Source organism: Methylobacterium oryzae, from assembly GCF_036441375.1.
Taxonomy (GTDB): Bacteria; Pseudomonadota; Alphaproteobacteria; order Rhizobiales; family Beijerinckiaceae; genus Methylobacterium; species Methylobacterium oryzae_A.
Genome location: NZ_MLCA01000010.1, coordinates 856444 through 880676, shown reverse-complemented (window position 1 = coordinate 880676; position 24233 = coordinate 856444). Strand labels below are relative to the sequence as shown.

The 24233-nt window shown below is 65.3% G+C and carries 21 protein-coding genes and 5 pseudogenes; 16 read left to right on the top strand and 10 right to left on the bottom strand.

Going from position 1 to position 24233, the window contains the following annotated elements:
• Positions 1-64: 64 nt before the first annotated feature.
• The 3 genes from MOTC310_RS22610 to MOTC310_RS22600 form a co-directional block, all read right to left on the bottom strand.
• A complete protein-coding gene (locus tag MOTC310_RS22610; protein WP_012321386.1) occupies positions 65-613 on the bottom strand; it encodes a formaldehyde-activating enzyme in 549 nt (182 codons plus the stop codon).
• Between the two features lie 145 nt (positions 614-758).
• Entirely contained in the window at positions 759-1322 is a 564-nt protein-coding gene (locus MOTC310_RS22605; protein WP_331292971.1) for a L,D-transpeptidase, read from the bottom strand.
• Between the two features lie 227 nt (positions 1323-1549).
• Positions 1550-2146 carry a MaoC family dehydratase gene (locus tag MOTC310_RS22600; RefSeq protein WP_331303367.1) on the bottom strand — a complete coding sequence of 199 codons (597 nt, stop codon included), beginning with the start codon at positions 2144-2146 and terminating at the stop codon, positions 1550-1552.
• 179 nt (positions 2147-2325) lie between these two features.
• Between MOTC310_RS22600 and MOTC310_RS22595 the strand changes: the two genes are divergently transcribed.
• From MOTC310_RS22595 to MOTC310_RS22570, 6 genes are read left to right on the top strand one after another with little or no spacing between them, the layout of a single operon-like run.
• Positions 2326-3933 carry an HAD-IIIC family phosphatase gene (locus MOTC310_RS22595; protein WP_331303366.1) on the top strand — a complete coding sequence of 536 codons (1608 nt, stop codon included), beginning with the start codon at positions 2326-2328 and terminating at the stop codon, positions 3931-3933.
• A complete protein-coding gene (locus tag MOTC310_RS22590; RefSeq protein ID WP_234080930.1) occupies positions 3899-4216 on the top strand; it encodes a hypothetical protein in 318 nt (105 codons plus the stop codon). Before MOTC310_RS22595 ends, MOTC310_RS22590 begins: the two co-directional genes overlap by 35 nt.
• A complete protein-coding gene (locus MOTC310_RS22585; RefSeq protein WP_331303365.1) occupies positions 4209-5249 on the top strand; it encodes a ketoacyl-ACP synthase III in 1041 nt (346 codons plus the stop codon). Before MOTC310_RS22590 ends, MOTC310_RS22585 begins: the two co-directional genes overlap by 8 nt.
• Complete coding sequence (locus tag MOTC310_RS22580) at positions 5246-5473, top strand: hypothetical protein (RefSeq protein ID WP_234080932.1); 228 nt, start codon at positions 5246-5248, stop codon at positions 5471-5473. Before MOTC310_RS22585 ends, MOTC310_RS22580 begins: the two co-directional genes overlap by 4 nt.
• Before the next feature lie 4 nt (positions 5474-5477).
• A complete protein-coding gene (locus MOTC310_RS22575) occupies positions 5478-6215 on the top strand; it encodes an SDR family NAD(P)-dependent oxidoreductase (protein ID WP_331303364.1) in 738 nt (245 codons plus the stop codon).
• Complete coding sequence (locus MOTC310_RS22570; protein ID WP_331303363.1) at positions 6212-6859, top strand: NeuD/PglB/VioB family sugar acetyltransferase; 648 nt, start codon at positions 6212-6214, stop codon at positions 6857-6859. The genes MOTC310_RS22575 and MOTC310_RS22570 overlap by 4 nt, the downstream gene beginning before the upstream one ends.
• Positions 6860-7432: 573 nt before the next feature.
• On the opposite strand, the pseudogene tnpC reads toward MOTC310_RS22570, so the two are convergent.
• Positions 7433-8711, bottom strand: a pseudogene (gene tnpC / locus MOTC310_RS22565) (IS66 family transposase).
• 408 nt (positions 8712-9119) lie between these two features.
• Here tnpC and MOTC310_RS22560 point away from each other — a divergent pair.
• From MOTC310_RS22560 to MOTC310_RS22525, 8 genes and pseudogenes are all read left to right on the top strand, one after another.
• Positions 9120-9317: pseudogene (locus tag MOTC310_RS22560) on the top strand (dTDP-4-dehydrorhamnose 3,5-epimerase family protein); the annotation flags it as partial.
• A 93-nt stretch (positions 9318-9410) separates the two neighbouring features.
• Complete coding sequence (gene rfbB / locus MOTC310_RS22555; RefSeq protein ID WP_331303362.1) at positions 9411-10460, top strand: dTDP-glucose 4,6-dehydratase; 1050 nt, start codon at positions 9411-9413, stop codon at positions 10458-10460.
• A pseudogene (locus tag MOTC310_RS22550) lies at positions 10460-10761 on the top strand (sugar nucleotide-binding protein); the annotation flags it as partial. The gene rfbB and the pseudogene MOTC310_RS22550, both read left to right, overlap by 1 nt.
• Positions 10762-11039: 278 nt before the next feature.
• Positions 11040-11399: a hypothetical protein gene (locus tag MOTC310_RS22545; protein WP_331303361.1), complete on the top strand. Its 360-nt coding sequence runs from the start codon at positions 11040-11042 to the stop codon at positions 11397-11399.
• A gap of 80 nt (positions 11400-11479) precedes the next feature.
• Positions 11480-11644 carry a hypothetical protein gene (locus MOTC310_RS22540; RefSeq protein ID WP_331303360.1) on the top strand — a complete coding sequence of 55 codons (165 nt, stop codon included), beginning with the start codon at positions 11480-11482 and terminating at the stop codon, positions 11642-11644.
• Between the two features lie 130 nt (positions 11645-11774).
• On the top strand, positions 11775-12944 hold the full coding sequence (locus MOTC310_RS22535; RefSeq protein WP_331303359.1) for a class I SAM-dependent methyltransferase: 1170 nt from the start codon (positions 11775-11777) through the stop codon (positions 12942-12944).
• 217 nt (positions 12945-13161) lie between these two features.
• Entirely contained in the window at positions 13162-13974 is an 813-nt protein-coding gene (locus MOTC310_RS22530) for an IS5 family transposase (RefSeq protein WP_091863116.1), read from the top strand.
• A 115-nt stretch (positions 13975-14089) separates the two neighbouring features.
• Positions 14090-15442: an IS701 family transposase gene (locus MOTC310_RS22525; RefSeq protein WP_331303358.1), complete on the top strand. Its 1353-nt coding sequence runs from the start codon at positions 14090-14092 to the stop codon at positions 15440-15442.
• A gap of 121 nt (positions 15443-15563) precedes the next feature.
• On the opposite strand, the pseudogene MOTC310_RS22520 reads toward MOTC310_RS22525, so the two are convergent.
• The 4 genes and pseudogenes from MOTC310_RS22520 to MOTC310_RS22505 form a co-directional block, all read right to left on the bottom strand.
• A pseudogene (locus MOTC310_RS22520) lies at positions 15564-15812 on the bottom strand (IS110 family transposase); the annotation flags it as partial.
• A 70-nt stretch (positions 15813-15882) separates the two neighbouring features.
• Complete coding sequence (istB, locus tag MOTC310_RS22515) at positions 15883-16665, bottom strand: IS21-like element helper ATPase IstB (protein WP_331303357.1); 783 nt, start codon at positions 16663-16665, stop codon at positions 15883-15885.
• Entirely contained in the window at positions 16665-17960 is a 1296-nt protein-coding gene (istA, locus tag MOTC310_RS22510; protein WP_419539946.1) for an IS21 family transposase, read from the bottom strand. Before istA ends, istB begins: the two co-directional genes overlap by 1 nt.
• 50 nt (positions 17961-18010) lie before the next feature.
• Positions 18011-18556 (bottom strand): transposase, encoded by a 546-nt coding sequence (locus tag MOTC310_RS22505; protein WP_331303356.1) that lies wholly within the window; start codon positions 18554-18556, stop codon positions 18011-18013.
• 722 nt (positions 18557-19278) lie between these two features.
• Here MOTC310_RS22505 and MOTC310_RS22500 point away from each other — a divergent pair.
• Entirely contained in the window at positions 19279-20652 is a 1374-nt protein-coding gene (locus MOTC310_RS22500) for a hypothetical protein (protein WP_331303355.1), read from the top strand.
• Here the strand turns inward: MOTC310_RS22500 and MOTC310_RS22495 are convergent.
• Both MOTC310_RS22495 and MOTC310_RS22490 read right to left on the bottom strand, forming a co-directional pair.
• Positions 20649-21635: an IS481 family transposase gene (locus MOTC310_RS22495; RefSeq protein WP_331303388.1), complete on the bottom strand. Its 987-nt coding sequence runs from the start codon at positions 21633-21635 to the stop codon at positions 20649-20651. The genes MOTC310_RS22500 and MOTC310_RS22495 overlap by 4 nt on opposite strands.
• Before the next feature lie 141 nt (positions 21636-21776).
• Positions 21777-22082, bottom strand: a pseudogene (locus MOTC310_RS22490) (transposase); the annotation flags it as partial.
• 543 nt (positions 22083-22625) lie between these two features.
• On the opposite strand from MOTC310_RS22490, the gene MOTC310_RS22485 reads away from it, so the two are divergent.
• Complete coding sequence (locus MOTC310_RS22485) at positions 22626-24182, top strand: glycosyltransferase 61 family protein (RefSeq protein ID WP_331303354.1); 1557 nt, start codon at positions 22626-22628, stop codon at positions 24180-24182.
• The last annotated feature ends 51 nt before the right edge of the window (positions 24183-24233 follow it).

The window sequence follows — 24233 nt, the reverse complement described above, 5'->3', positions numbered from 1 at the left end:
CCCGCCCGCCCGTCGCCGGCCGGAGCCGCGGCGGCGGGCGGGCGACCGCCGCGGGGCCGAGCGCTCAGATTTTTCCGTCGAGGCCCATCTGGTAGTACTTGTGGGTGATCTTGTCCTGGTTCTCGAGGAGCCAGTCGATCGAGGGCTCGTTGGTCATGGCCTTGCGGATGGCCTCGGTCATGCCCCTGCGCTGGATGTCGAACAGCGCCTTGTGGTCGACGTGCTGGGCCTCGATGACGCCGGGGCTGAGCCAGACCGAGCAGATGATGCCGAGGTCGTTGGCCTTGTGCTTGGGGATGTAGCCGGCGCGGACGGCGTCGAGGACGCCGTTGGCGATGGCGAACTGGACGGTGCCCATCAGGATCGAGGTGTACTTGCTCTCGGTGACGCTGACCTTGGACACGCACAGGGTGACCGGGCGGACCATGATGTCGGTGTTGAGCAGGGCGAAGACGCGGCTGTGGCCGACGACCTGATCGCCGGTGAGCGTGGCCAGGGCGGTGCCGACCGGCCCGTCGAGTTCGCCGATGATGACCTCGGGCTCGGAGGCGGTGTTGGGCGGTCCGCCCGCGACCAGGGCCTCACCGGCCCGCAGGATGATGCGCTCGTTCATGCTGTCCCTCGTCAAGGTCGGGCGATCCGGCACTGCCCGACGGCGCGGCTCCTATCACCGGCCCGCCGCGCCTGTCGACGCGGGCGCGGCGCGGCCGCTCTCCGACGCAGGGGGAGGGCGGCGGTCGACGCCGCCACCCGCCCGGTCAGTCGCGCACGACGACCTTGGTGCCGACGCGGACCCGGTCGTAGAGGTCGACCACGTCCTTGTTGGTCATGCGGATGCAGCCGGACGAGACCGCCGCGCCCATCGTCTCGGGCTCGTTGGAGCCGTGGATGCGGTAGAGCGAGGAGCCGAGATAGAGGGCGCGGGCGCCCAGCGGGTTGTCCTGGCCGCCGGCCATGTAGCGCGGCAGGTCGGGGCGGCGGGCCAGCATCTGCTGCGGCGGGCGCCAGTCCGGCCACTCCTTCTTCATGGTGACGGTCTTGGTGCCGGACCACGAGAAGCCCTGCCGCCCGACGCCCACGCCGTAGCGGACCGCCGCGCCGCCGCCGAGCACGTAGTAGAGCCGGCGCTGGCGGGTCGAGACCACGATGGTGCCGGGCTTCTCCTTGCCGGTCCACGCCACCGTCTCGCGCGGGATCGCTTGGCCGCGGAAGATGTTGAGGAAGTCCGCGATCGGACCCCTGTCCAGCGGGTTGGCGGCCGCCGCCGGGGCGCTCCCGAGCATCAGGGCCGCGAGCCCAAGTAGCGCGATCCGTCTCGACATGGTCGTCCGTCCTCCGTTCGTCGTGGCGCGGGCCTTCGCGAGCTTGGCGCAAGCCTTGTCAGACCTGCGCGGAAACCCTGCGCGCATCGGGCGAGCCGGCCCGGACTTCGCGGCAAGGTTGAGGCCGGGCCGTCGGCAAGGACACTTCCGGACGTAGCTGTGTGCTGTGCGCAACACCCTGCCGGCGGCGCGACGCCGTGGGTGATTGCGCCTGGCGACGGCCATGCTTATCTCAGAGCCGTGATCCGATCCGCCGCCTCTCTGGCCCGCCGCGTCGCGGGCCTGCCGGACCGCCTCGCCCGGGGCCTCGCCGTGCTGGCGCTGCTCGTCCTCGCGACGGCCGCGCTGGTGGCCGCGAAGGCCCCGGCGAGGCCCGTCAGCGCCGACGGATCGCGGGCGACCGGCTCCGCGGGGATCGCGGTCGGCGCCGCCTCGACCGGCCGGGCCGGCGCCCGCTCCGCCGCGAAGGTCGCCTGGATCGTCAGGGTGCGGACGCCGTCCACCGCCACGGACAGGCGCAGCTGCCGCGCGTCCGCCTCGTGGACCGTCAGGACGGTGCGGTCCCCGACCAGCACGAACCGCTCGAACCGCATCTGCAGGGTCGCGAGCCGGTCGAGCGGGTGAGCATCCGCGCAGGCATCGAGGGCCCAGAGGGCGGCGTGGACGCCGTGGACGGCGCGCTCGCCGGCGAGCGTCCGCCGGGCCATCCGCGCGTCCATGTGCATCGGGTTCACGTCGCCGGTCGCCCGCGCGAAGGCGGCCTGATGGGCCTCGGTCCAGGTCCGCGTCGTCGCGGCGGCCTCGTCCGAACCGGATCCGTTCATCGCGCAGCTCCTCCTCGGCCGGTCCCCGCCCCGGTCGGGCTGACGGGCCGCCGGATGCCCGGCCCCTTGCTTTATGGCACGCGATCTCGCAAGAGGGCGGCGCTCGCACGCACGGAAAGGGGCCGGTCGATCGCCGGAGGGCAGGCATCCGCAGGGTGTCGCAGGGACCGGTATCGAGGATGACCACGGCTCGCGCCCTGTCGATCGGTTTCGTCGGAAACGTCGTCACCAACCCGTTCGGGAAGGTGGCGGGCCGCCTCGCGGATCTCGCCACGGTCTCGTGCGAGCATCTCCCCATCGGACAGATCGAGCAGGTGCTGGCGGGACCCGCCGCCGCCGACGTCCTGATCGTGCATCTCGATCACCGCTGGTTCTTCGACGTCGCCCCGGACGAGGCGGCCGTCGCCCGCGCGCGCGGCCTCGCCGAGCTGGTCTCGGCGCGGCTCGCCCGGGCGCCGGGGACGATCATCCTCAACACCGTGCCGTTCGTGCCGGTCTCCTCCGTCGAGAGCGACCTCCACGACCAGCTGGAGGCGCTGGCGCGGGTGAACGCGGTGCTGTTCGACCTCGCCCGGGCGCAGGAGCGGGTCAGCGTCGTCGACGCCGCCGGCGCCCTGGCGCTGCTCGGCTTCGCCAACGCCTTCCGCGAGCGCAACCGGTACATGTACCAGATGCCCTACGCCCCGGCCGCCGTGGACGCGCTCAACGAGCGCTACGCCGACGCCGTCGCGGCGCGGCTGCGGGCGCGGCGCAAGGTGGTGGTGGTCGACGCCGACAACACCCTCTGGGGCGGCGTCGTCGGCGAGGACGGGGTGGAGAACCTGGAGGTCGACAGCGACTATCCGGGGATCGTCCACACCCAGCTCCAGCGCCAGCTCCTGCGCCTGAAGGGCCTCGGCATCCTGCTCTGCGCGGTGACGAAGAACAACGAGGAGGATTTCCGCGCGGTCTTCGCCCAGCGCGCGATGCCGCTCCGCCTCGACGATTTCGTGGCCTACCGCAGCAACTGGACGGAGAAGAGCGAGAACATCCGCGACCTCGCGGCGACCCTGAACCTCGGCCTCGACAGCTTCGTCTTCCTCGACGACAACCCCTTCGAGATCGAGGAGGTCCGCGCCCGGCTCCCCGGGGTCGAGTGCCACCTGTTCGACCGGACGCGCCCCGAGCAGGCGCTCAGCCTGCTCGACGGGATCGCGTCGCTGCGCGCCCGGAACGTCACCGCCGAGGATCTGGCCAAGACCGAGCAGTACCGCGGCGAGGCCCAGCGCCAGGAACTGCAGCGCTCCGCCGCCTCGATGGACGACTACCTCGCCTCCCTCGAGATCCGGGTGCACGTCGCCCGCAACAACCCGGGCTCCCTGCGGCGGGTCACCCAGCTGATCAACAAGACCAACCAGTTCAACCTGACGACCCGGCGCTACACCGAGGACGAGGTCGCGACGGCGATGCGCGAGGGCGGCGTCTACGCCGCCCGGGTGGTCGACCGGTTCGGCGACATGGGCATCGTCGGGGTCGCCATCGTCCGGGGCGGCGAGCTCGAGACGTTCCTGATGAGCTGCCGGGCCCTCGGACGCCGCATCGAGGCCCAAATTCTGCGCCACGTCTGCCAGCAGGAGGGTGATCGGGACCTCAAGGCCCAGTATCGCCCGAGCGCGAAGAACCGGATGGTCGAGACCTTCCTCGACGACAACGGCTTCGAACCCCTCAGCGCTGGCCCCGAGGGCAAGACGTACCGACTGACACGAGGACCGGATGACACCCCCTACATCCACATCGTCGCGGAGTGACCGCGGCGCCGTCGAGGCGGCTGCCCGCGCCACCTTCGCGCGGCTCGTCGAGACCTGGGGGCGCCCGGACCTGGAGAATCTCGGGCCCGAGGACGACGTCTACGAGCGGCTCGATTCCTTCGCGGTGGTCGAGCTCCTCCTCGAGACAGAGTCCGAGATCGAGCGGACGGTCGGCCGCTACGTGCCGCTCGCCAACGAGAGCATCCTCGACAGCACGAAGTCGCCGCTCCGCCGCTTCCAGGGCTGGCTCGACTACGTCGCCGAGACGGTCGAGCATGGCTGACCTGCGGTTCTCGCGCGCGACCCTCGCGGGGCTCGTCACCACGGTCGGCGCGCGCGTCCAGGCCTTCGACGACGAGGCGGCCGGCCTCGGGCTCGCCCCCGAGGAGGCGGAGCGCCTCAAGCGGGCCATGGGCTTCTCGACCCGCCACGTCGTCGCCGATCCCGGCACCACGACGGCGGATCTCTGCCTCCACTCGGCGCGCCAGCTCCTGCGCGGCCTGGACCTGCAGCCCGACGCCGTCGACGGGCTGATCCTGGTCACCCAGACGCCGGATTACAGCTCGCCCTCCACGTCGATCGGGATGCAGCACCGACTCGGCATGCGGACCGACACGCTCTGCTTCGACATCCGTCTCGGCTGCAGCGGCTTCGTCTACGGCCTGTCGGTCGCCTACAGTCTTGTCGAATCCGGCCTCAACCGCGTTCTCCTCTGCGTCGGCGACGTCGCGAGCCGCATGGTCGCGACCGGGGACCGGTCGATCACGCCGATCATGGGCGATGCCGGCGCCGCGGTGCTGATCGAGCGGCGCGAGAGCGAGAGCTTCTTCCAGCTCCACAGCGATGGCTCGGGCGAGAAGGCCCTGTTCATCCCGCATAGCGGCCTCCGGGCCGATGCCGAGGATGCGGACAAGCCCGGCACCATGCACATGGACGGGGCGCAGGTCTTCAACTTCACCCTCAAGCGCGTCCCGCCGCTGATCGAGGGCATCCTGGCCTTCTCGGACACGCGCGCCGCGGACGTCGACTTCCTGGTCCTGCACCAGCCGAACAAGTACATCCTCAAGAACCTCCAGCGCCGCCTGAAGCTCGACGACAGCAAGCTCCCGACCGGCACCCAGTCGGTCTACGGCAACCAGAACTCGGCCTCGATCCCCGGCACGATCTCGGGCTTCCTCGCGGAGGCCTATGCGGGGCGGCAGGTGCGCTCGCTGCTCGCCGGCTTCGGGGTCGGCCTGAGCTGGGGAGCCTGCACGATCACCACCGACCGGATCTACGCGCCCCCGGTCATGACCTACGAGGAGACCACCCGATGACCGAGGGCGCATTCCTGGACGAACTCGGCACGATCCTCGATCAGCCGGGGCCGCTCACCCGCGGGCAGAGCCTCGGGGCGATCGAGACCTTCGACTCGCTGGGCATCCTCAACATCATGGCGCTCTACGACACGCTGGGGCTCGAGGTGGATCCGCAGCGGATCGCCGGGGCGGCGACCACCGACGACCTGATCGCGCTGGCCGGCGCGAAGCTGCAGGCCTGAGCCGATGTCGGAGCCGATCGCGGAGTCGGGTGGGCACGTCCTCGTCGTCGGGGCCAGCAGCGGCATCGGCCGCGCCGTCGCCGAGCGCCTGCTCGCGGGTGGGGCGCGGATCACCGCCCTGGCCCGGCGGGTGGACCGGCTCGCGGAGCTGGAGGCGCTCGGCTGCGCCGCGGTCGCGGCCGACGTCACCGACCTCTCGGCGATCGGCGGCGTGATGCAGGCGGCGGTGGCCGAGCGCGGCCTCCTGACCGGGCTCGTGTACTGCGCGGGCGTCCAAGTCATCAAGCCGATGCGCAGCCTCGGCGTGGAGGAGGTCGAGCGCCTCTACCGCACCAACCTCGTCGCGCCGACCCTGTTCGCCGCCGCCTTCGGTAGCGCCCGCGTCTCGACCCGGGACGCGGTGTTCTGCGCGGTCTCGTCCGTCGCGGCGCAGCGGCCCGAGCCGGCGATCGTGCCCTACGCCGCCTCCAAGGCCGGGCTCGACGCCCTGATCAAGGGGCTGGCCCGGGAACTCGCCCCCCGGCGCGCCGTCGGCGTCGCCCCTGGCTGGCTCGACACCGAGATGACCCAGGCCCATGCCCGCCTGTACGGCGCGGAGTTCAGAGAGGCGCTGGAGAAGCGCAGCCCCGCGGGCGCCGCGACCGTCGAATCCGTGGTCGATGCCATCGCGTTCCTGATGTCGTCCCAGGCCCTGCACGTCACCGGCGAGATCCTGCGCGTCGACGGCGGGGCCGTGCTTTGACCGGGCCGGGGCAGCGGCTCGCGCTAATCGGCGGCGGCGGCTTCTCCAAGGAGATTGCCGAGGTCGCACAGTTGCGCGGCTACACGGTGGAGGCCACCTATTCGAGCCAACCGACCGCGCAGGTCGGAACCTATAGGGGCTACCTCGACGAACTGCTGGCCGACCGCGCCGAGTATGACGGCGTGGCGCTTGCGGTGGGAGGCGTGAGCCGGGCGGCGATCCAGGCGCGGGCCGAGATCATCGCGTGGCTCGATCGCCACGCCCTGCCCTGCCCGCCCCTGGTGTCGCCGCACGCAATTGTCAGCCAAGACGTTGTGCTGGGCGCGGGGGCGTTCGTAGCGCACGGGGTCATTGTCAACGTCGATGCGCGGCTGGGGCGGTTCTGTGTCGTCAACACCGGCGCGATCATCGGGCATGACGCGGAGATTGGCGACAACACGACGATCTCGCCGGCGGCCTTCATCGGCGGCCGGTGTATGATCGGCGCGGACGGTCTGGTGGGGCCGCTCGCGAAGGTGTTGCAGGGCCTCAAGGTCGGCGAGCGGGCGATGATCGGCATGGGCTGTACCGTGCTGCGCGCGGTGCCGGACGACGCGGCGGTTTGGCCGAAGCCCGATAATCCAATCGCGCCGGACCGCATTTGAACTCATCCGAGTCTCGATGAGCTGCGTGTCAGCTCGCCGACTTGGGGGACTTTCTGCTCATAGCTTCGGCACCGTATTGCAGGGCACTGCCGCTCGCACTTCGAGCTGGCTCGCCCGGTTGCCGATTCACCAACGAGCCCTCTCGGGTGATTGAGCGACCCGTGCCCATCCAACCGTGCGCGGCACGCGATGAGCCGCGGTCGATCACGCCTTCACGCTGCGAACCATACGTACTCAGCGCCTGGGACTGATTTAAGTGGGCAGGGGCAGGCCTGATTATCAGGGAATTGAACGTTCATACGTTGGTATCTGGCAGCATTCCTCCAAAAATTGCACTTGTTGATCAATCATGTAGCTCTCAAATTCCTGTCGTTTTTGAGCAGGTAATGATCGGGCCGTTACAGGGATCGAACTAGACACCACCGGACACCTATCAGCTCAATAATGGCCCTCGGTCGCAATTGAAACCGTGATTGGTGTTTGTATATGGTCCCTCATGGCCGTGGCACGTCAGCAAGCTATTCAGCTCGTCTATGCGCTCATGGTAATTACCCAGGCCTGTGTTGGCAGGGTTCAGGCACCGATGGTTTTGAGGACGGTGCTGAAGGGGCTGCTGCCTGTGATGCGGGCGGTGTCGACGACGGTGCGGATGGCGGCCTCGCCCTCAGCCGCCCACATGGCGCGGTAGCCGTTGGTCACCTTCCGCTGCACGACGGCCGGACGAAGCAGCCGCTCGGAGCCGTTGTTGGTCGGCTCGACCTTTCCGGGATAGGCGAGGAACACCAGGAGCTGATCGCGCGCGGCTGATCTTGGCCTGCAGGTCGCGGGTCAGGTCACAGCGGCTCGGCGTGGCCAGGATGGCGCCGAGTTGCCGATCCAGGCTGCGGCGCTTGGCCGAGAGCGTCGAGGCAGCCAAGTCGGTGACGCGCTCGGCCAGGGCGAACACGCTCTGTAGCCAGAGTTGCAGGCGCCAGGGGACGGGATCGTCGCTGACCTCGACAGCGTAGGCAACATCGCGGGCCAGATGCGCCAGGCAGGTCTGGTGCTCATCCGCGTGGCCCTGTTGGGCGGTGTAGCGATCCGAGATCCACACCGCCGGTCGGTGACCATCCATCTTCTCCCGCACCACGACAGCGCCGCGCGTCGGGGACGCGGTGTGCACCACGGCTTGCGCCGAGTGGAACAGCCAGTGGTAAGCGTTCGAGCCCTCGATGCGCACGCCGGTCTCGTCGCAGGCGACGACCTCGGCCCGGCGCAGGGTCGCGATGGCCGCGTCGCGACCCGGACGGAAGCAGCCCTGCGCGCGGCGGAGCAGGTTCATCAGCCCTCCCTGGCTGAGGGTGAGGCCAAACAGGTCGGAGAGAGCCGCCTGCAGCCGTTCGTACGAGAGCGCCTGAAAGGTCTTCAGGTACGTCGCCACCGCATGCAGCCGTGGGCCGAAGGGCGTGCCGCGCGCTGCCTCCGGCACCGGTGCGACCACCCGCTCCCCACAGCGCGGGCAACGGACCGCGAGACGCTGGTGCTGCGTCACGATCGGCGCCACCGCGGGCAGCTCGATCTGCTCGGCGACGCTGACGACTTCTGCCGGAAGAGCGGCGTGCAGGCTGGCGCCGCAGCACGCGCACGCCTCGGGACGATGCTCGACGACAGCTTCGGGATCGTCGCTCACGACGCGGCTGTGACCCTCGTGACCCGGCTTGGCGCCGCCGGGCTTGGAGTGCTCCCGCTGCTCCTTACGATCGGTCGCGGGCGGCTTGGATGAGGTCCGCGAGGTCTTCTCTGGCCGCTGCAGACGCAGCACCAGCTCGATCAGCTCTTCGCGGCTCAGCCGTTCCAGTTCGCTGCGGCCCATCTCACGAGAGAATCAGCGAAATCCGTCCCGCGCAAGGGCATGGGTAATTACCGCTCATGTATGGGGCGCCGGAATCAGCACGGCTACGCCTCGACAAGCCGGTCCCCTCTCGTCTCGCAGCCAGCGTGAGACGTCTCCTCGACGAAGATCTCGCGCAGGCTCAGCTAGCCAAGATGGGAATCTGGCATCCGCCCTGGCGTTCTACGACGAGTTGCCAGCCGGGACTGGGCATGAGGTTCAGTACACGTCTTATCGCGTATTCAACCTCGCTGTGGCGCATGAGCTGACTCGCTTCGGCTGCAAGCAGGGAGAGGTCGTCGATCTTATCGCTGCAATTCAAGACAAACTGAAGGACGCCTTCGGCATAGCGAATGATAGCCTTCAGACATGGGGGCGCACGAGCTCCCGCACGGCTTCTGCACCCTGACGCCCGACGTCATGGTCGCCTACAAGGTCGACGACTACTACAGCCCCGAGCACGACCGGGCGCTGTTCTGGAACGATCCGGCGATCGGGATCCCGTGGCCGGTCTCGGCCGAGGCGGCGATCCTGTCCGACAAGGATCGCCGGGCGCCGAAGCCCGCCGATCTCGGTCGCGTCTTCTGAAGAGCGCGGCCCGGCCGCAATTTCGTCACGACGGCCGGTCTTAGGCTGCCGCGGCTTTCTCAGTTCTCGATCGATCCGAAGAGGTAATCCGCCATGCGCATCCTGGTGACCGGAGGCTGCGGCTTCATCGGCTCGGCGCTGGTGCTGCACCTCGTCAACGATCTCGGCCACGACGTCTGCACCCTCGACGCGATGACCTACGCGGCCAACCCGGTCTCGCTGGCGCCGCTCGCCGACAACCCGCGCCATCGCCTGGTCGAGGCCGACATCTGCGATCGCGCCGCCGTGCAGAAGGCCTTCGCGGACTTCAAGCCCGAGGCGGTGATGCACCTGGCCGCCGAGAGCCACGTCGACCGCTCGATCACCGACCCGGGCGCCTTCGTGCGCACCAACGTGATCGGCACGCAGACCATGCTGGACGGCGCCCGCGGCCATTACGAGGCCTTGCCGGAAGCCGAGAGGAAGACCTTCCGCTTCCTCCACGTCTCCACCGACGAGGTCTACGGCTCGCTGCCGCCGGACGCGTTCTTCACGGAGGAGAGCCGCTACGATCCGCGCTCGCCCTACTCGGCCTCGAAGGCGGCCTCCGACCACCTCGCCCGCGCGTGGCACGAGACCTACGGGCTGCCGGTCCTGGTGACCAACTGCTCGAACAATTACGGGCCGCGTCACTTCCCCGAGAAGCTGATCCCGCTGATGATCCTCAACGCCCTCGAGGGCAAGAAGCTGCCCGTCTACGGCGACGGCCTGAACGAGCGCGACTGGATCCACGTGGAGGACCACGCCAAGGGCCTCGTGGCCGTGCTGGAGCGCGGCCGGATCGGCGAGACCTACCTGCTCGGCGGCCGCGCGGTGCGCAACAACCTCGCGGTGGTCAAGGCGCTGTGCGCGGCCTTCGACCGGCTGCGCCCGCAGGGCGCCCCCCACGAACAGCTGATCAGCTTCGTGGCCGATCGCCCGGGCCATGACCGGCGCTACGCCATCGACTGCACCAAGGCCGAGACCGAGCTCGGCTGGCGCCCGCAGAAGACCTTCGAGCAGGCGCTGGAGGAGACCGTGGCTTGGTACCTGGACAACGAGAGCTGGTGGCGCCCGATCCGCGAGGGCCGCTACAAGGGCGAGCGCCTGGGGCTCAACGGCTGATGGACATCCTCGTCCTCGGCGGCGCCGGCCAGGTCGGCACCGAGTTGCAGGCCCTGTCCTGGCCGGCGGGCGTGTCCGTGCACGCGCCGAGCCGTGCCCGCTCGACATCACCGATGCGGACGCCGTCGGGGCGGCCATCGCCGCGCGCGACTACCGGACCGTGATCAACACCGCCGCCTACACGGCGGTCGACAAGGCCGAGTCCGACGTGGTCGCGGCGTGGCGCCTCAACGCGCTGGCCCCGGCGATCCTGGCGGCCGCGACCGCGGCCAAGCCAATCCCGCTCGTGCACGTGTCGACCTACCTGAGTATGATGGTGACGGGTGGAAAGGCTGTCCGGAACGGCGACTTCTTCACCGTCGCGGCGGGATCGGAGGAGGAGCCTGACGCGGAGGCCGATCCGTCTGACGAGTCCTCGGCCGACGAAGAGGCCCATCGCGATATTGAAGCGGCAGAGTGAGCGGCGTTCAACGTTCGGCGGCCGGTTTCTCAATCTGAAGCCACACCTCGCGACCGGCGCGCCAGCCTGCTACCATCTCCCACAGCTTGGTCGAAGCGGCATCATCAAGGTAGTGTGCCATGCGGTCGATCCTCCTGCTCTGCACTCTCCTGCTCCTGCCCAGCCAAGCATGGGCGCTGTGCCGGTGTATCTGCGTCAGGGGCGTGATGCGGCCGATCTGCCAGCAGACCGATCTGGTCGAGCCGATCTGCCAAGGGCTATGCGAGGATCAGATCCGGCCCGCGACCGTCGTAAGGCCGCTCGCGGGCGGGCAGCAGGTGTTCAGCCCGGTCGAGCTCTTTGATCCGGCATTTGAGAAATTGGCCGAGAAGGACCCGAACGTCGGCCTCGACACGCGAGGCAATCTGCTCGGCACAACAGGCGTTCAGGCTGGGGCCGATGCACTCTCCAGAAGCGCCCAAAGTGCAGCGAGCGCATAGGGTGCAGCATCGCGTTAAATTGGCACAGCCAGTGTTCCACTCTGAGATAGAACGGGAGATTTAAATTGTTGAGATTGGTGTTGAGCATCTACAAGCAAAAAGATCTGACGCTCCCCAGGATGGCACCAGCCTACCTCAGCCGCCAGACCGACCTGGAGTCCGCGCTCGCGCTCTTGATGAGCGCGCGGATGTCGCATTCAAGCTCTGCTACAGAGCAATTAGTTTCAGTCAAGAATGTACCGTGATGAATTCATCTTAGGGTCTCGTTGCAGTACATATGCAACTGGCGAGCTCTTCTTTGAATGACTTTGACATCACATTCGCTCAACTGCAGTCTCCGCGGCGCCCTAAGTGCTCAAAAATTTGGGATAAACCATGCGCTCTATATTCGGCTCTGACGCCCTGCTCTGGAGTTCTGTGCGACCCAACGAAGTTAGCGCATGGCACGGCCACGTCGCCTTTGCTCACTGGATCATAGAAGCAAGCCGCCCAAACCTCGTGGTGGAACTCGGAACCCATAATGGCGTTTCATATTTTTCTTTCTGTAATTCGATAAAGAAACTCGGAATTAATTCAAGAGCCGTGGCTATCGATAGTTGGGAAGGTGATTCTCAAGCTGGATTTTATGACAATTCTGTTTATGACAGTGTTGTAGATTTTAACAACAGCCATTTCACAGATTTTTCCACGCTCAAGAGAGGATTATTTGACGATTTTGTGGACGAATTCGAAAACGAGTCGATTGACCTTTTGCATATTGACGGGCTGCACACTTACGAAGCGGTTCGACATGATTATGAAACCTGGATGCCAAAGCTCAGCGATCGAGCCATTATTTTGTTTCATGATACAAATGTTCGCAAGAATGACTTCGGAGTCTGGAAATTCTGGGAGGAGATAAGGCAGAAGAGGCCCGGGTTCAATTTTCTTCATGCAGCAGGTTTGGGCGTATTGATACACGGTGTCAACGCGCCTGCGGCGGTAAAAATATTAGCGGAGGCGGACGGATCTGAACAAGAAGCGAATGTCATCAGAGAGAAATTTGATTTATTCTCTAGATTTGCAAAAATTACTGGAAGTGAACTCGATGCCTTGCATCTGCCAGTTTCAGGCAAGAACATCGCCTTGCATTGCCGAGCTTATCAAAGCAGTTTTTATGAGACGAACGCTGAAACCCCACAGGGAGCTGTTAATGGTATAAGAACTGGCCGCTTCGGCTTCCATACGGCACATGAAGATCGGCCTTGGTGGTGCCTTGATTTGGGCTCTGTTCAAAAATTCGACGAAATACGTATATATAATCGATTGGACGCTTTTTGTCCGGAACGTAGCAGGCATATTGAAATATTTATTTCTGACGATCGCATTGACTGGAAGAAAATATACTCTCATGATGGAACTGTGTTTGGAGGAGTCGTCGGCAAGCCATTGCTCTTCGTTAAGCCGGGCGCGACGGCGAGATTCATTTTATTGCGTCTGAGAGACACTAATTTCTTCCACCTTGACGAGGTCGAGGTTTATCAGCATGAGCCGCCCGGCGATTAAGAGCGCTTCTGTAATCGGGTCGGTCAATGGCCGCCTTCGATGCCACGTCACGGGGGCTGCTCTTCTGTTCGTGGTCGGCGAGGTGCCGCCACAGGATACGGCCAGGTAGGCAGGACGGACCAATCTAAGAGCCCGTCCGGTAAGGGTCTGAGGCGGGGTTGAGTGGCCGGGATGGCGATGATTCCAGGAGGGTGCTGAAGCCTGACCTGGAAGCGCCATGTGGACCCCGACCACCCGGCGGCAGCATAGCCGCGTGGGCCTTCGCTATGAAACCGACCTTACCGACGCCGAGTGGGCGGTGATCGAGCCACTGATGCCGAGGCCAGCGCCCTGTGGCCGGCCTCCGCTCTGGACGACACGGGAGGTCCTGAACGCCATCTTCTACGTTCTGAGGGGTGGGATCTCCTGGCGGTTGATACCCAAGGATCTACCGCCGCGCTCGACCACGTTCGGCTACTTCAGCCGCTGGCGCGACACAGGGCTGTTTGGCCGGATCAACCACCACCTGGTCATGGCCGATCGCGAGCGAGTCGGACGGGAAGCCTCACCGTCTGCCGCGGTCCTCGACAGCCAAAGCATCAAGACGACGGAGAGCGGCGGCCCGCGCGGCTACGATGCCGGCAAGAGGGTCAAGGGACGCAAGCGCCAAGCGCTGGTCGACATGGACGGGCGCGCGCTCGTCCTCGATCCTCAGCCTGCCGACGTACAGGACCGCGACGGAGCCGTGCCGGTGCTGCGCCTGTCGCGTCGGACCTTCCCGTTCATCGCCAAAGCCTTCGCCGATGCAGGCTATGCCGGCAACAGACCGGCGACCGCCACGATCATCACGGTCGAGATCGTGCGCAAGCCGCCCCATCAAGTCGGCTTTGCCGTGCATCCACGCCGCTGGGTGGTCGAACGGTTCTTCGCCTGGATCAGCCGCAATCGCCGCCTCTGGAAGGATCCCGAAGCGACCCTCGCCTCCGCCAGAGCCTTCCTCTACGCGGCAGCCGTCATGATCCTCGTCAGGCGACTGGCCCGCTCAGCCTGACTTCTCGGACGGACTCTAAGCTCGACTTTAGCCATTTGCGGCGCGTCGATTGGGCGGAGGTGACGAAGCGGGCGTGGTGGATAGGCTGTTGGCGTCCCCGCCAAGAGACACCGCCATGCTGCCCCTGCCTGCCCGCTTCGCCGGGATCATCCTGGCGTTCGCGCCGCTGTTCGTCCACCGCTCCTGGCGCCATGCCCAGCTGTTGCTGATCGGCGCGATCCTGACGCCGGGCCGCCGCACGGTGGCGAGCGTCCTGCGCATCACGGGCCGCGCGCAGGAGCGGCGGTTCGTGAACGTCCACCGCATCCTCAACCGCACGGCATGGTGCCCGCGCTCCGGCAGCCGCATCCTGCTCGGGATGCTCATCTCAGCCTTCGCATCGCGTGGTCCGGTCATCCTTGCGCTCGATGACACGATCGAGCGCCGCCGCGGCAAGCGCATCGCGGCCAAAGGCATCTACCGTGACCCGGTCCGCTCCTCCGATAGCCACTTCGTCAAAGCCAGCGGGCTGCGCTGGATGAGCTTGATGCTGCTCGCCCCCGTCCCCTGGGCGGGACGGATCTGGGCCCTGCCGTTCCTCACCGCTCTCGTCCCTTCCGAGCGAGCCTGTCGGGAGCGCGGGCGCCGGCACAAGCCGCTGCTCGAAGTCGGTCGCCAACTCACCCTTCAGGCCCGCCGCTGGCTGCGCGCACGCGACCTTGTCCTGGTCGGCGACAGCGGCTTGTCCGCACTGCTGTTCCTCGACGCCATGCGCCGCGGTGGCATCACGGCGATCACCCGCCTGCGGCTGGATGCTGCTCTCTACGAGCCGGCCCCGCCACGGCCGCCCGGCACGATCGGGCGTCCGCGGACCAAGGGCGCTCGGCTGCCAAGCCTGTCTGACGTGCTCGCGGACGCGAGCACGGGCTGGCAAGCGACCGTCGTGCCCGGCTGGTATGGGGCGGGTGAGCACACCCTTGAGATCGCCTCCGCGACCGCAGTGTGGCGGCACGGCGGCCTCCCGATCGTGCCGATCCGCTGGGTACTGGTGCGCGATCCTGAGAACCGCTTCGCACCGCAGGCCCTGCTCTGCACAGATCTCGACCGCGAGCCGGTGCAGATCGTGTCCTGGTTCATGCGGCGCTGGAGTGTCGAGGTCACCTTCCAGGAGGCGCGCGCTCACCTGGGTGTGGAGACGCAGCGGCAGTGGTCGGACAAGGCCATCGCCCGCACCACTCCCTGCCTGCTCGCGCTGTTCTCGATCGTGACACTGCTCGCCAGCCGTCTGCCGACCCGCGAGCGCACTCGCGTCACGGCGGCAACGTGGTACGCCAAACCGAAGCCGACCTTCGTCGACGCTCTTGCGGCAGTGCGCTACGCGCTCTGGCGTGAACAGGCTTCCGTGCTGTCTTGCCGTCAGCGCCACAGACCAAAACGGCGCTTCGTCCTGCCCCGCCCTTGGGCCTACGCTCTATGCCAAGCCGCCTGATTGGCCAAAGTCGAGCTAAGAAGCGGGCTCGACCGAGGTCGGCACCGGCGCTGTTGCGGTTTTGTCCAACCTCGTCCCCACGACGGGACCTCAGATGCTGGATCGGTGTGAGGGGTGCCGCTCAGGCCGCTATTCCGCCTCGACTCCAGCGGAATTCGGTGCCGTCGCGCCACATGCGATGCAGCACGACGGCCAGTTTGCGGGCGACCGCCACCCTTGCGCGACGCATGCCGGCGCGCTTGGCCACGGCCATGGCCCACGCCTTGGGCGCCGACCATCTCTGGGTGCGGGTCAGCAGAACGTTGGCTGCCTCGTACAAGGCTTGGCGCGCCAGGCCATCACCTTGTTTGCTGATATGCCCAGTTCGATCCTATCAAGCGACATCCGGAACTGACCCCTTCGCGTCATGAGGATCCGACCCCCATGCTAATTTCCCACGCCTAGACGGGTGTGGGTTGGGGGACCGCAGCCGCCTTTTGCAGGAGGCCGCTGCGACGCTTCTCACGAAGCCGGTAGCTGTCGCCGCGGATGGTGACGACGTGGCTGTGGTGCAGCAGCCGATCGAGGATCGCGGTGGCCACCACCGCGTCGCCGAACACGCTCCCCCACTCGCCCACGGCCCGGTTCGAGGTCACGAGCATCGCGCCCTGCTCGTAGCGGCGGCTGACGAGCTGGAAGAACAGATGCGCGGCATCCGGCTCGAACGGCAGATAGCCGAGCTCGTCGATGATCAGCAGTTTCGGCTTGGCGTAGTGCGTCAGCCGCTCCTCCAACCGGCCCTCAGCATGCGCCTTGGCCAGCTGCGCCACGAGCGTCGTGGCCGGGGTGAACAGCACGCCATAGCCGGCCACGATCGCCGCGCGCCCGATCGCCACCGCCAAGTGCGTCTTGCCCACGCCGGGCGGCCCGAGGAACAGCACCGCCTCGCCATTGGCGATGAAGCGGCCGGTGGCAAGTTCACGGATCTGCGCCTTGTCCAGCGAGGGTTGGGCGCCGAAGTCGAAGCCGGTCAGGTCCCGCACGAAGGGGAAGCGAGCCAGACCGAAGGCCATGTCGATGCGGCGCTGGTCACGCCGAGCGACCTCGCGCTCGCAGAACAGGGTCAGCGCCTCACGGATCGTCAGCTCGCCCCGGCCAGCCTCGTCGATCAGGCTATCGAGCTGATCGCGCATGGCCGTCAGCTTCAGGCGGTCGAGCAGCAGGGTGAGGTGGTCATGGTCCATCAGAAGCCTCCCCCGGCGACCGCCTCGTACTCGGCCAGCGGCCGCAACAGGGCCGGCGGCATGATGGGCGACGGGTCGAGCCGGTGAGCCGGTCGCTCTCGGCTACCCACAAGCCCGGCCAGATGGGCATCGTCGACGACACGGCCGTGGCGCCCCTTCAACGCGGCGTGCACGGCGACCTCGCGTCCGCCGTGGTGGACGCGCACCACCGCTCCGCTCACGGTGACGCGAACCCGCTCGCCGATCAGCCGCCACGGCACCGAATAGGCGTTGCCGTCGACGCTGACCGCGCAGTCTGCCCCGACCCGGCGCACGAGATCGCGTGCGGCGGAGAACGGCGGCACGCCCGCCAGGGGCTGCAGCGCCCGGGCCTCGCCCCGAGCGAACCGCGCGCCCGGCGCCTCACTGGTCGTGCCGTGCGCGCGCCGGTCGGCCACATCCCGCGTCCAGGCATCGAGATGCGCCTCCAGGGCGGCAAAGCTCGCGAAGCGGTGGCCGGCCACAGCATTCCTCTTGACGTAGCCGACGCCGCGCTCGTCCTTGCCCTTCGTGCGCGCCCGGTACGGGGCGCAGGCCCGCACCCGGAAGCCCCAATGCCGGGAGAAGGCGTGCAACCGCGGATGCAGGATGACCTCGCGGCTGACCGGGTCATGGTGCAGGACCAGGGCGCGGGCATTGTCGAGCAGCACCTCACGCGGCACGCCGCCGAACGCCTGGAAGGCGCTCTCCAATCCGGCGAACCAGTCCTCCTGCCGCTCGTGGCCGAAGGCGCGTACGTGCAGTCGACGCGAGTAACCGAGCGTCGCAACGAACAGCGAGACCCGGGTTGGCACACCGCCGATCTCGATCCGCCGCTCGCCGAAGTCGATCTGCATCTGTTCGCCTGGCCGCGTCTCGAACCGCACGCTCGCCCGCGCGGCGATCACCAGGTCCCGCCGCAACGGCGCCACAGCCCGTTCCACGGTGCGCAGGCTGACGTGGATGTCCTTCTCGTTGGCGAGGTCCTGGCGCACGACGTCGGCGTTGCCGGCATGCTGCCGGAACCGTTCGGCCAACCAGTCCGTCAAGCCGTCGAGCCGCTTCGATCGTGAGGGCGTTTTAGAGGGACGCCAATCACCCTGACGGAGCCAATGCTTGACCGTGTTCTTCGAACAGCCGAGCTCGGTCGCGATCCGCTTGGCACCCCAGCCCAGCGCCTTCAGCCGCACCATCGCCGATACGTCGTCCGGCGTCTTCATCTCGGCCCTCCGCGGATCGTCCGTCCGCTGAAGAGCCTGATCTTCGTTCCTGATCATCTCGACCTCGTCGCTCATCGAGGGGGTCAGGTCCTCATGGCGTCAGGGGTTCAGTTTGCCGTGTCGCCTGACAGATCCGTCTCGCCGGATTGATAGCAGCGGGGAGTCAGACGGAAGTGTGCCCCGACAGCGCGTGAGCGGGTGAAGCGGCTTTGATCGTCAACAGCCGAGCAGAAGGTCAAAGCCGTGACGGGGCCGACCCCAGGCGCGGTCATCAGGCGCCGGCAGATTGGATCCGACCGCACGGCGGTCGCTATCAGCCGGTGTAGACGATCACGCTGGGTGAGGAGCGCGGCGCGGGCTTCCAGCGAAGGTGCGAGAGCTGTCTGCAGGGTTGCACGGCCTTCGACCAACTCGTGGGCACGCTCGGCGAAGGCACGCTCGCCGATCGGCCTCACCTTCAGGCCAAAGCTCCGCAGCAGCGCACGGACGGTGTTGTCGAGATCGCGGACCTTGCCAACCAACAGTTTGCGGGCACCGAGCAGGCCGCGCAGTTCCTGCGAGAGCACCGACTTGACGTGCACAGCCTGGAACCAGCCTGTGCGCACGATCTGCGCGATGGCACGCGCGTCATTGCGGTCCGTCTTGACCGGCATCGTCCTGTCGCCGCACGCAGTCGACGGGTCTCGATGAGTACGGCCGGCAAGCCGGCCTGTGTCAGTCCAGCATGCAGCCACTGCGACAGCGGCCCGGCTTCTAAACCGACACGGCTGAAAACCAGCCCCGTGTCGAGCAGCGCGGTCGCCAGTACCTCGGGTTCGCTCTCGGCCATCAGTTCGCGAACGACGCGTCCACTCGCATCCACGATGCAAACGCAACTCGTATCCAGCGAGACGTCGATGCCGACGCAATGGGTCATCACAGCGCCTCCCTCAAACGTGAGCTTCTCGGCTCTGCTCAGAGAAACAATTGCCATTGCGGCTGAAGCCGCAGTCCGACCCGATTACCGTATCTAACAAAACCGTTTGATCTGGTTGAAAGTGATGTGGGTGGCAGCGAGGCTAGTGAAGCGGCTCGGCGCGGCCAACCCTCGTTCCGAGCACCTGACCAAAACTCTAAATGCCAACGACAACGTCGGCATGGAGAGGCGCCTCGCGGCGTAATCTTCCGGGGCTCGGGCAAGCCTACCAACAGAACCCGAGGCTTCGACCTCGGGGCCCACCATTTTCCCGCACCACAAACAGCGAAAGGCGCCCCGGCCGAAGCCAGAGCGTTCAGAGTGACCGCCGGTGAGTGCCGCAGTTGCCATTCTCAGTCGCTAGGCAGGGGAACGGCATTAGCGTTGCGGCACGATCAGCCATAGCTCTAAGGTCGGCGGATGTACGCATCGAACGCACATCACGTCACGTTCTGCGCCGTGGCGCTGCTGGCCGTCTTCGCCGGAAGAGCACTCGCTGAGGACGCGCCGTCGATCGCTTGGCCGGAGCCCGGTGGGCGGGCGACGATCAGCCAACCCTTCGTAGGCTCGGCCATCGCGGTCAGCGTCTCGTCACGCACGGCTGGCGCTATCGATAGCCTGACCTGGGGCGGCACGCAGTTCATCAACGCCCACGACCACGGCCGAGAACTTCAATCGGCCGCCTCGTTCGACGGCTATGGCGAGTGTCTCAATCCGACCGAGGCTGGGAGCGATGGGGACGCCAACGGCCCGCACAGTTCAAGCTTGCTGATCACTCTCGAACTCGGTGCGGCGACGCTGCTGACTCGCTCGCAGATGGCCTACTTCATGTCGCCGGGCCGGCCGGTCGGCGGTTGTCCACGCGGGCCCGGCCCCTATGCAGGACCCCGTTCGGACGACGTGCTGACAAAGCGCGTGACGCTCGGCGCCGCGGGCATCGCCAACGCGATCGAGTACCGCGCGACCTTCACCACCGCGCAGGCTCACGCCTCTGCAACCTTCGAAGTGGCGACCGCCTACATGCCGCCCGACTTCGCGCGGTTCTGGAACTTCGACCCGGCGACAGGTCAGGCCGCCCCGCTCTCGGTGGGCCCTGGCGAGCAGGGAAAGCCGGTAATCCTTTCTAACGCCGACGGCTCACGGGCGATGGGCGTCTACAGCCCCGACTTGCCGCAGCCAACGCTGCCAAATGCGGGCTACGGTCGCTTCAGCTTCACCAACCTGCCAGGGGCCGGCAATGCCACGGTGAAGTGGAACTGCGTGTTCCGTGAGAACGCCGTTTCAGCCGGCGACCACGCCTACACCTGCTACGTCTTCGTTGGCACGCTACAGGACGTGAAGGCCGGTATGCGCTCCCTGCGCGCGGCGCTCGCTGGTACTTCGGCGCCCGTCACGCGGCTAGACGCAGCCCCAGCCGCGCAGGCGGAGGCCGCAAGGGGCGTCGCGCTCTTTGTTGGAACGCAGCCCGGCTGCAATGCCGGCGAGGTCACGGTCGATCCGGGGTACAAAGGGTGCGCCACCGCGCCCGTGGGCTCGACTCTGGCCCGACGCACCTCGCCCAGAGACGTGGCTGTCTATGCCGGTACAGCGGCCGGGCTCGACGCAGGACTTGTCACTAACAACCCGCGCCATCTCGACGCCGGCACGCGGCCGATCGGCTTCCTCGCTCACGTCGGCTCGGGCGGCACCCCGCTCTACGTCGGCACGCAAGGCGGCTGCAATGCGGGGGTTGTCTCAAGCAACCCAACCCATCTCGGCTGCCGCGGTACCCCACTCGGGGAGGCAGCACCCTAGCTGTCTGGATGTGAGACCTCCTTGGCGTCTTCAACGATGCGGAGGGCGCGTTTGATGAGACTGGGACTGGGTGGCTTGTAGGTGGAATTGGCGAGTGCGGGATCGCCTTCGAGGCGCTGACGCAGCACCATCTCGGGCGAGAGCCCACTGAGTACGCGCTGCCGGCGGCCGTTGTAGGCCGCGTTGAAGCCGCGCAGCACGATCTCCAGGTCAGCGTGGCTGTAGAGCGTGATCCCCAGCACCTCCCGCTGGACGCGGCCGTTGAAGCGCTCGACCATGCCGTTGGTCTCGGGCGTGTAGGGGCGGGTCTTGCGATGCTGCACACCGTGCCGCTTGCAGGCGGCCTCGAACGCATCGGCCGTGAAGCAGGAGCCGCGGTCAGTGAGCACGTGCGTGACCTTGAACGGAAAGGCCCCGAGGGCGTCCGAGAGAGAGGCCACCGCCGAGGCGGTGGTCTCGTCATCCTTGACGGCCAGGTGCACATAGCGGGAGGCGCGGTCGATGGCGGCGTACAGGTAGCGTTTGCGCGAGACGCGGTCGCGGTCTTGCAACTTGGGCAGGTGCTTCACGTCGACGTGGATGAAGCCGACCTCGTAGTCCTTGAAGCTGCCATGCGGCTTGTGGGCCTTCTCGGCCGGCGGCAGCCGATTGAGGCCCTCGGCTTTGAGGATGCGGTAGACCGCATCCCGGTTCAGGTGTGGCAAGAAGTGGCTGACGACGAAGGTCAGCGCGTCGAGGGGAAAGCCGGTGGCGCGGCGGAGCGCGCACACGATGGCGCGCTCCTCATCGCTGGCGCGCCACGCGAGCTTGTGGGGGCGCGCTGAGCGGTCCTGACACGCATCGGGACCGCGTTTGCGCCACTTGCGGATGGTCTCAGTGGAGACACCGTAGCGCTTGGCCAGCACGCCGGAGCTCTCGGGTGAGCGGGCGATCTCGGCGCGCACGGCCGGGGTCGTGCGCGCCTGGGGGTGGATGGCGAGCATCAGCGGCTCCTCCTGGCAGCACCGCGGCGCACACCGTCGAACCGCCACGCATAGGCTTTGCTCGCCCAACGCGCCGCATCCCAACGACGTTCCGCAACCAAACACCTAGGGAAAGCCCGTATCATCGACGATCCAGGCCTAGATCGGGCCCTGGCTTTCGATCAGGGGAAGAACCTCGCTGCGTACCCGGGCCAGCAAAGCGCTGTCCGACCATTCGCCCTTGGCCACGAAGTGATGCAGCGCCTGATGGGTGGCTTGGACACGCGCCGGCGCGATCCGGGCTGCTATCGGCTCGATGCTCTTACGAACACCCGGCAGCAAGAGGCCCGTACAGTAGGCCTTCAGCGGCGCGATCCGATCAGCATGGCCCAGGGCGCCTGACAAAGCCTCCAGATAGCTCACAAAATGCAGCTGGTCGGCAGCCAACGGGGCGTTCAAGCGATCCATGCCTCGCTCCATCACGAGATCGAATCGCCAACTCTACACTCAAACTTTATGACCCAGCAGTACTGGGACCCAGTGCACAGACGCTCACGGATGATACAGAACAGTTTAATCGAGCGCCTGCCATCGCAGCGCGACTTTTTCGTTCGGTTTGTACCTTCTGAATGCGTCTTTACACTATGACCCTGCGCGGCTGTCATGACTCGTGCATCCTGCCGCCGTCACATACCTCTGCGAGGCGGCCAACAATCCCGTTCCATCAGGCCTGTTATCCCAGCGATTAATTTTTGCTCGTGCAGACTGCATCTCTATTAAACAAGACGACGACAGCGGCAAAGCAACGAAGTTCTAATCACCCGCTTCGAACTATCGGGCCATATTGTGCCAGCGCGATTTGACGCGAGGCCGGCGACTGAATACCTCCCTCGGTTATCTGTGGACTCTCTCCGGACTCTAAGCTGAGCAATTCTCCGCTTTGCTTCCGATCTTTAACAATTCATAAATATTATCAATTTAAAATGACGGGCTGCCAGGAAGGAAGATAAAATGAGTATATTTTCGAGATGCGTTAGGACATTTGGCCAAGTTAATTTTGACCATTGCGCCTTGAGGATTAATGATTACAAAAACGCATTCTCAGATGGCTTTAATTTATATGACTCTTCCGGCATGGTAATTTTCGACGGCTGCTATCTGCGTGGAGTGCCCAACATAGGTGCGCTAGTCGACAAGTATCATGTCAACGCTTCTTCGACCAGATTCAAACATGTTCTGCGTGGGAAAAATTATTTTTGGTTGGGCCCTATGCATCAGCATTTCGGGCATTTTTTAATTGGGGCGATCTCTCGTCTTTGGCCGATATACCGCCACAATGTCAAAGATTTTATTTTTGTTTACTCACATGGGCCAGAGCCACGCGCGCTTTTTGAAACCGACTACACCAGGAGTATTCTCGGTGGCATCGGAATATCTGAGGACCAAATCATTAAGATTACGGACTTCGTAGCGGTTCAAAACCTCAGGGTGGTTCAGCCGTCTATGGTAGAGAACCATTCAATAAACAAACTATTTCTGCAGACTATTGATAGAATATGCGTTGGACTGGGTGTCCATAGAGGCGACATTAGACCGAGCAGTCGTGCGGTATATGTCACCAAACAACTTGTCACAGCAGGTGTAAGAGGAATTCTCAACGAGCAATTTTTGGCGGAAAAACTCCGCGCGCGCGGCATCGAAGTACGATCTCCCGAACAGCTCAGTTTCGCGGAGCAGATCACTTTTTGGAACTCATATAAAGGTTATATGGGCTTCGCTGGATCCTCTTTTCATATGTCTGGGTTCAGCAAACGATCGTCATTTTGCACGATCTCTCACGATCGGACAGCTTCCGGAAATCAAGTATTATTGGACTACATGGGAAGCAAGAGCCACCTTTATCTCCATGCTTCCCAACATATCTCGAGATTCGGTCCAACGAGCAATTTCTCTGAAGTTATGCTACTGGATAATCCTGACGCTTTCGTTGACGCGGTTGCAGAGTGCATTGCTTTACTGGAATCCGAGAACACTAATCTCGGGCAAAAAATTTCGTACGAACCGAAAAGCCTGCTTGTGTCCGCTGTCCCCGATGAGCCGTTTGGCGAGAATATTTGCCGGGGCGCCGTAGAGAGCCAAAGCTCGCAAGGTCACATTTCGACAACGAACGTGGATGCGCCGCGCTCAGTCGGAGCACTTAGTGGTGCGCTGACTGGGCAGTATCAGATTTCGACTGGCGAAGAACCCTTTGCTTGGTGGCAGGTAGATTTCTCTGAGGCTTGCTGGATATATGAAGTGCGGATTTTTACGGGTCGAAATGTTATGATTGAAGCATCCGGGTTTAGGTCGTTCAGCATCCAAACCTCCCTGGATGGTTTAAACTGGACCAATATATTCGTATCCGATGGAGCTGCAGAGCCAGTTTGCGCCACTGGAGAATTATTTAGGTGGAGCCCGAACGAGGATACCTTCGGGCGCTACATAAGAATACAGGCCTTACATGAAAAAGGCCTTTTGTTAGATCAGGTTGAGGTCTTCGGAGAGCCTTGTGTGACGCGTCGGCTCTAGATCATCCGGGGCTGCACGAACAGGTTGTGCCCGAACGGCTGCGCTCTCAAT

What these genes read in the sequence shown, in the direction of transcription:
- MOTC310_RS22590 (WP_234080930.1), top strand. Translation starts at nt 3,899, where the DNA reads ATGACACCCCCTACATCCACATCGTCGCGGAGTGACCGCGGCGCCGTC.
- MOTC310_RS22600 (WP_331303367.1), bottom strand. Translation starts at nt 2,146, where the DNA reads ATGAACGGATCCGGTTCGGACGAGGCCGCCGCGACGACGCGGACCTGG.
- MOTC310_RS22545 (WP_331303361.1), top strand. Translation starts at nt 11,040, where the DNA reads ATGCGGTCGATCCTCCTGCTCTGCACTCTCCTGCTCCTGCCCAGCCAA.
- rfbB (WP_331303362.1), top strand. Translation starts at nt 9,411, where the DNA reads ATGCGCATCCTGGTGACCGGAGGCTGCGGCTTCATCGGCTCGGCGCTG.
- MOTC310_RS22525 (WP_331303358.1), top strand. Translation starts at nt 14,090, where the DNA reads ATGCTGCCCCTGCCTGCCCGCTTCGCCGGGATCATCCTGGCGTTCGCG.
- MOTC310_RS22580 (WP_234080932.1), top strand. Translation starts at nt 5,246, where the DNA reads ATGACCGAGGGCGCATTCCTGGACGAACTCGGCACGATCCTCGATCAG.
- MOTC310_RS22585 (WP_331303365.1), top strand. Translation starts at nt 4,209, where the DNA reads ATGGCTGACCTGCGGTTCTCGCGCGCGACCCTCGCGGGGCTCGTCACC.
- MOTC310_RS22595 (WP_331303366.1), top strand. Translation starts at nt 2,326, where the DNA reads ATGACCACGGCTCGCGCCCTGTCGATCGGTTTCGTCGGAAACGTCGTC.
- MOTC310_RS22575 (WP_331303364.1), top strand. Translation starts at nt 5,478, where the DNA reads ATGTCGGAGCCGATCGCGGAGTCGGGTGGGCACGTCCTCGTCGTCGGG.
- MOTC310_RS22495 (WP_331303388.1), bottom strand. Translation starts at nt 21,635, where the DNA reads ATGCTCGCCATCCACCCCCAGGCGCGCACGACCCCGGCCGTGCGCGCC.
- MOTC310_RS22535 (WP_331303359.1), top strand. Translation starts at nt 11,775, where the DNA reads ATGCGCTCTATATTCGGCTCTGACGCCCTGCTCTGGAGTTCTGTGCGA.
- MOTC310_RS22500 (WP_331303355.1), top strand. Translation starts at nt 19,279, where the DNA reads ATGTACGCATCGAACGCACATCACGTCACGTTCTGCGCCGTGGCGCTG.
- MOTC310_RS22505 (WP_331303356.1), bottom strand. Translation starts at nt 18,556, where the DNA reads ATGCCGGTCAAGACGGACCGCAATGACGCGCGTGCCATCGCGCAGATC.
- MOTC310_RS22610 (WP_012321386.1), bottom strand. Translation starts at nt 613, where the DNA reads ATGAACGAGCGCATCATCCTGCGGGCCGGTGAGGCCCTGGTCGCGGGC.
- MOTC310_RS22530 (WP_091863116.1), top strand. Translation starts at nt 13,162, where the DNA reads ATGTGGACCCCGACCACCCGGCGGCAGCATAGCCGCGTGGGCCTTCGC.
- istB (WP_331303357.1), bottom strand. Translation starts at nt 16,665, where the DNA reads ATGGACCATGACCACCTCACCCTGCTGCTCGACCGCCTGAAGCTGACG.
- MOTC310_RS22605 (WP_331292971.1), bottom strand. Translation starts at nt 1,322, where the DNA reads ATGTCGAGACGGATCGCGCTACTTGGGCTCGCGGCCCTGATGCTCGGG.
- istA (WP_419539946.1), bottom strand. Translation starts at nt 17,960, where the DNA reads ATGATCAGGAACGAAGATCAGGCTCTTCAGCGGACGGACGATCCGCGG.
- MOTC310_RS22485 (WP_331303354.1), top strand. Translation starts at nt 22,626, where the DNA reads ATGAGTATATTTTCGAGATGCGTTAGGACATTTGGCCAAGTTAATTTT.